4 protein-coding genes and 1 pseudogene are annotated in these 6,033 nt (G+C 65.9%); 2 read left to right on the forward strand and 3 right to left on the reverse strand.

Features of this window, described 5'->3' with window-relative positions; all coding sequences use genetic code 11:
- Positions 1-1,971: bifunctional (p)ppGpp synthetase/guanosine-3',5'-bis(diphosphate) 3'-pyrophosphohydrolase (locus JWM94_RS01345; protein WP_299420236.1), on the forward strand; the 1,971-nt coding region annotated here is incomplete at its 5' end.
- Positions 1,972-2,000: 29 nt separating this feature from the next.
- On the opposite strand, the gene JWM94_RS01350 is transcribed toward JWM94_RS01345, so the two are convergent.
- Entirely contained in the window at positions 2,001-2,744 is a 744-nt protein-coding gene (locus tag JWM94_RS01350) for an SDR family oxidoreductase (RefSeq protein ID WP_299420241.1), read from the reverse strand.
- A gap of 96 nt (positions 2,745-2,840) precedes the next feature.
- Between JWM94_RS01350 and JWM94_RS01355 the strand changes: the two genes are divergently transcribed.
- The gene (locus JWM94_RS01355; protein WP_299420246.1) at positions 2,841-3,737 is read left to right on the forward strand and encodes an AraC family transcriptional regulator; all 897 of its coding nucleotides are present in this window, start codon (positions 2,841-2,843) and stop codon (positions 3,735-3,737) included.
- Here the strand turns inward: JWM94_RS01355 and JWM94_RS01360 are convergent, their stop codons facing one another.
- Complete coding sequence (locus tag JWM94_RS01360; protein WP_299420249.1) at positions 3,738-5,537, reverse strand: aminopeptidase P family protein; 1,800 nt, start codon at positions 5,535-5,537, stop codon at positions 3,738-3,740. It lies immediately after the preceding gene.
- Positions 5,538-5,683: 146 nt separating this feature from the next.
- Positions 5,684-6,033, reverse strand: a pseudogene (locus JWM94_RS01365) (MFS transporter); the annotation flags it as partial.

Raw genomic sequence — 6,033 nt, forward strand, 5'->3', positions numbered from 1 at the left:
GCATCGGGCGACCCCTATTTCTCGCACCCGATCGAAGTCGCGGGCATCCTGACCGACCTCCACCTCGACGATGAGACGATCGCAACCGCGATTCTCCACGACACGATCGAGGACACCGTCGCCACTCCCGAACAGATCCACAAATTGTTCGGCGAGAATATCGCGCGGATGGTCGACGGCGTCACCAAGCTGTCGAAGATCGAGGCGCAGTCGGACACCGAGCGCGCCGCCGAAAATTTGCGCAAGTTCCTGCTGGCGATGTCCGACGACATCCGCGTGCTGTTGGTCAAGCTCGCCGACCGGCTGCACAACATGCGCACGCTGCACCACATCCCGAGCCCGGAGAAGCGCAAGCGCATCGCGCGCGAGACGATGGATATCTACGCCCCGCTCGCCGAGCGGATCGGCATGTACGAGTTCATGAAGGAGATGCAGACGCTCGCCTTCGCGCAGCTCGAGCCCGACGCTTATGCCTCGATCTCCAAACGGCTCGAACAATTGCAGGACGGCGGCGGCGACCGCATCGCCAAGATCGGCTCCGGCCTTAAACTGCTGCTGTCGCGCCAGGGCGTCGATACCGACATATCGGGCCGCGAAAAGCATCCCTATTCGATCTGGAAGAAGATGGGCGAGCGCCACATCAGCTTCGAGCAGCTGTCCGACATCATGGCATTCCGCGCGATCGTCCCGACCGAGGAGGATTGCTATCGCGCGCTGGGCGTCATCCACCGCCGCTGGCCGTTCGTCCCCGGCAAGTTCAAGGATTACATTTCGACGCCTAAGCGCAACGGCTATCGTTCGCTCCACACATCGGTGATGCACGCCGGCGACACCCGCGTCGAAATCCAGATCCGCACGGAGGAAATGCATGCCGAGGCCGAATACGGCCTCGCCGCGCATTGGGCGTACAAGACCGGCAAGGTCCGCGCCGACACGCAGCACAGCTGGATCAGCGACCTGGTCGAGATTCTCGAAACCGCCGACAGCCCCGAGGAATTGCTCGAGCACACGCGGATGGCGATGTACCAGGATCGCATCTTCGCCTTCACGCCCAAGGGCGAGCTCCACCAATTGCCCAAGGGCGCGACCCCGATCGATTTCGCCTATGCGGTCCACACCGACCTCGGCGACCAGGCGGTCGGCGCCAAGATCAACGGCCGCCACGTGCCGCTCCGCACCGTGATCGACAATGGCGACCAGGTGCAGATATTACGCTCGAAGGCACAGACGCCGCAGCCCAATTGGCTCAACTTCGCGATCACGGGCAAGGCGCGCGCGGCGATCCGCCGTTCGCTGCGGCTGACCGACCGCAAGGAAACGCGCACGCTGGGCCGCAAGCTGTACGACGAGATCGTCCAGCGGCTCCCCGCGCCGCTCAGTGTCGATGCGGTCAAGACCGCGCTCAAGAAGCTCAAGCTCGCCAGTGAAGATGCGTTGCTCGAAGCGGTCGCGCGGCGGCGGATCACCGACGCCGAGTTGATGGAAGCGTTGATGCCCGGCTCCGCAGGCACCGACGCCGGCCGCGCGCTGCCCCAGCAATCGGCGGTATCGATCACCGGGCTGACTCCTGGCGTCGCCTATATGCTCGATTCCTGCTGCCACCCCGTTCCGGGCGACCGCATCGTGGGCTTGCGCCGCCCCGACCAGGAAATCGCGGTCCACCGCATCGATTGCCCGGTACTCGCCAAATCTGACGATGCCGACTGGGTCGATCTCGCCTGGGGCGACAAGGCCGAAGGCGGCATGGCGCAGATCGAGGTCACGCTGAAGAACGAGCCCGGCGCGCTCGGCACCGTATCGACCATCATCGGCCAGCACCGCGCCAACATCATCAACATCCGTTTCGATTCGAGCGACAGCGGGTTCCACACCAACCAGATCGACCTGGAGGTGCGCGATGCAGCGCATCTGGAGAAGCTGATGACCGCGTTACGCGCCGCCGACGCGGTGAATGCGGTGGTGCGGCCCTGACCCTCCCCTTGCGGGGAGGGCGGCCATGTTTAATTCGCGTGGGCCAGCGCCACGGCGTCGGGGCCGGCCGGAAAGCGGAGCTGACCGGACACGTCATTCGCCGCCAGCCACACCGCTTCCGCCACGTCGCTCTCGCGCGTCACCATGGTGGGCGTCGCAAACCCTGCGAAGATCGGTTCGGCATAAGCCTGATAGGGTTCGGGAATCAGGTCCTCGATCCTCACGCCGGTATTCTGCGCGAAGCGCGTGGTCGGGCCATAACCCGGCTCGACCAGCTTCGCGCGCACGTCGAACGCCGACAGTTCGAGCGCGAGCGATCCGGTGAACCCCTCGATCGCCGCCTTGCTGGCGGTATAGACGGCGGCGAGCGGCATCGGCGCGAGCGTCGCACTGGAGGTCACGTTGATCACGACGCCCGACCGCCGCGCGCGGAACTGCGGAATCACCGCCTGGGTCATCGCCAAGACCCCGAACGTGTTGGTGTCGAACACCTTGCGCACATGCGCCATCGGCGTCGCCTCGAACGCGCCGACCACGCCGATCCCGGCATTGTTGACGAGGACGTCGATCGGCCCGCTCGCCGTCAGTGCTGCCGCGATGCTGGCCGGGTCGGTGACGTCGAGCGCAACGATGCGGAGACGCGCCGACGGAGGCAGAATATCCTCGCGTGGCGTGCGCATCGTCGCGACGACGTTCCACCCCTTGGTCAGGAAATGGCGAGCGGTCTCCAACCCGTAACCTGACGAGCAGCCAGTGATCAAAACGGTCTTCATGCGTAAAATCCTTTTGGTTGACGCCGACGAACTAGCGCGCAACAACGGGACTTTCACGATGCTGTAGTCCATATTTAATCTACTATAGTCCGGAAAATGACCGACCCCCTGTCTCAGATCATCACCCTGCTCCGCCCGCGCGCCGTCTTCTCGAAGGGGATCAGCGGCGCGGGCGCGTGGGGAGTGCGCTATGCCGAGTTCGGCCATCCCGGTTTCTGCGCGGTGATCGAGGGTGATTGCCGGCTCGCGGTCGATGGCGAGCAGTCCGTCAGCCTCTGCCAAGGCGATTTCGTGCTACTCCCCGCGACGCCAGCCTTTACCATATCGAGCGTTGAGCCCGCCGTGCCGGTGCGGATCGATCCCAAGGTGACGCCCGCACCGACAGGCGAAGTGCGCCACGGCAGACCCGACGGTCCACCCGACGTCGGGCTGTTCGGCGGCTACTTCGTCTTCGATTCACCCGATGCTGCGTTGCTCGTGTCGCTGCTGCCGCGGATGATCCACATCCGTGGCGTCCCGCGGCTATCGGCGCTGGTGCGGCTGGTCGGCGAGGAAGCGAACGTCGAGCGAACCGGCCGCGATCTCATCCTGACTCGGCTGGTCGAACTGTTGCTGATCGAGGCACTCCGCTCGGTCGAAGGGAAAGGGGCACCATCGGGATTGTTGTGCGGATTGGCCGACGCGCGAGTCTCCGTGGCATTACGCGACATGCATGCCGAGCCCGAACGGTCATGGACCGTCAAGGATCTCGCGGGCGGCGCGGGTATGTCGCGATCGGCCTTTTTCGACCGCTTCATGCGCAAGGTCGGGCTCAGGCCAATGGAATATTTGCTCGCATGGCGGATGGCCGTCGCGAAGGAGCTGTTGCGCAGCCGGACGATTGCGCTCGACGAAGTCGCCCGCCGGGTCGGCTATGGATCGGCCAGCACATTCAGTATCGCCTTCGGGCGGCACGTCGGACAACCGCCCGGCCGCTACGCGCGGCAGGCCTGATCAACCCCCGATCGTTGCGCATTTGGCGAGAAGCCAAGTCCGCTCCTCGGCATTCAGCTCCGGTCCCAGCACGTCGAGCACCCGCCCGTGATACGCGTCCAGCCACGCCCGCTCCGCCGCGGTCAGCATCGCCGGTTCGATCAGCCGCCGCTCAATCGGCGCGAAGGTCAGCGTTTCGAACCCCATCATCGGCTGCTCGGCGCCGGGAATGTCGCGTGTTTCGACCAGCACCAGATTCTCGATCCGAATGCCGTAATCGCCGGCTTTGTAATAACCCGGCTCGTTCGAGATGATCATGCCAGGGCGCAACGGCTCGGCCGGGCCGCCGCCGGGATAATTGGGCTTGGCGATGCGCTGCGGCCCCTCGTGCACCGCCAAATAGGCGCCGACGCCGTGCCCGGTGCCGTGCGCAAAATCGAGGCCGGCTTCCCATAGTGACCGCCGCGCGAAGCTGTCGAGCTGACCACCATTGGTACCTTCGGGGAACACCGCGGTGGCGAGCGCAATATGCCCCTGCAGCACGCGGGTGAAGCGGTCGACCATCTCCGGCGTCGGATCGCCGACCGGCACGACGCGAGTCACGTCGGTGGTGCCGTCGGCATATTGCCCGCCCGAATCGACCAGATAAAGCTGCCCCGGGCCGATCGGCAGGCTCGATTCTTCGGTGACGCGATAATGCGGGCTGGCGCCGTGCGGGCCGGTCGCGGAGATCGTGTCGAAGCTAAGATCCTTGAGCAACCCCGTCGCCTCGCGCAATTCCTGCAGCTTCGCGGCGGCGGTCAGTTCGGTTTCGGTGCCGAGCGGCAGCGTCTCCTCGCACCATTTGAGAAACCGGGTCAGCGCCGCGCCGTCGCGCACGCTGGCGGCGCGGTGCCCCGCGGCTTCGGCCGGGTTCTTGATCGCCTTCGCGAGCACTACCGGATCGCGCAGCGCCAGCACCGTCGCGCCGCCCGCCTTCAAGCCGTCGAAGATCGCCGCAACCGCGCGCTCGGGATCGGCGGCGACGCGTTTGCCCGCATAGTTGCTCAACGCCGGCGCGAAAGCCTGACGGTCATGCACGCGCACCGCATTGCCGAGATGCGCCGCGACATCGTCGCTCATCTTTTCGGGCGCGACGAACAGATCGAGCGTGCCATCGGCATTGGCGATCGCATAGGCGAGCGCAACCGGCGTTCGTTCGACATCGGCGCCGCGCACGTTGAGCGCCCAGGCGATCGAATCGAGTGCCGACAGCACAACGGCATCGGCTTTATGCTCGACCAGCCAGTCCGCGATGTCGGCACGCTTTTGCGCCGAGGATTTGCCCGCGAGGTCGTCGGGTTGCACGACCAGCCGCGCATCCGATGGCGCGGGTCTGTCGGGCCAGATCGCATCGACCGGGTTGGTATCGACCGCGACCAGCGTCGCCCCCTTCGCCGCCAGCGCCTTCTCCGCGTCCTTCACCCAGGTCGAGGTGTGCAGCCACGGATCGTACCCGATCCGCCCGCCTTGCGGCGCGTGGCCGCCGAGCCAGTCGGCAACGCTGGTCTCGGGCACCTCGACATACTCATACGCGCCGCCATCGACCTGCTCGCGGACCTGGAGCGTGTAACGCCCATCGGTGAACATCGCGGCCTCAGCGGGCAGCACCACCGCAGTGCCCGCCGATCCCTGAAACCCCGTCAGCCATGCCAATCGCTGTGCATAGGCGCCGACATATTCGGACATATGCTCGTCGGTCAGCGGCACGACGAACCCGTCGAGGCGGTCGGCCTTGAGCTGGTCGCGAAGCGAGGAAAGGCGGTCGGCGTAGCTGGACATTCAATCGATTCCCGGGGACGAAACTTCACGATCATCGCGCATATCCATTTTAAGGGGCGGCGTGAATTTAGGTTGGCCGCCGATGGCGCGATGCGAGAGGGTTTGCATGCGGCGGCTGTGACAGATTTGGTGGTTGTAGGACAGCGTCATTGCGCTCGCGGCTTGGCGTCGAGGCTGGCGAACGCCGACGCGCCCGCGCCCAGCGCCAGCGCCGCGCCGACCACCGCCGCAACGTGGAACGCGTTCAGCAACGCCGCCCCGCTCGCCGCGATCACCGCGCCGCACGATGCGGTGGCGATCAGCCCGCCGGTCCGCGCGATCGCGCTGTTGAAGCCCGAGGCGGTGCCGGTATGCGCGTCGTCGACCGAGGACAGCACCGCGGTGGTCAGCGGCGCGACCGCCATCGCCATGCCGAGCGCGATCGCCGCGATCGCGGGCAGCACGCTGGTCCAGTAACTCGCCTGCGGCTCGACCCGCAGCATCAGCGCGAAGCCGA

The organism is Sphingomonas bacterium (assembly GCF_028289855.1).
Lineage (GTDB): Bacteria > Pseudomonadota > Alphaproteobacteria > Sphingomonadales > Sphingomonadaceae > Sphingomonas.

Coding starts and splice junctions, on each gene's coding strand:
- JWM94_RS01350 (WP_299420241.1), bottom strand. CDS start 2,744: ATGAAGACCGTTTTGATCACTGGCTGCTCGTCAGGTTACGGGTTGGAG.
- JWM94_RS01355 (WP_299420246.1), top strand. CDS start 2,841: ATGACCGACCCCCTGTCTCAGATCATCACCCTGCTCCGCCCGCGCGCC.
- JWM94_RS01360 (WP_299420249.1), bottom strand. CDS start 5,537: ATGTCCAGCTACGCCGACCGCCTTTCCTCGCTTCGCGACCAGCTCAAG.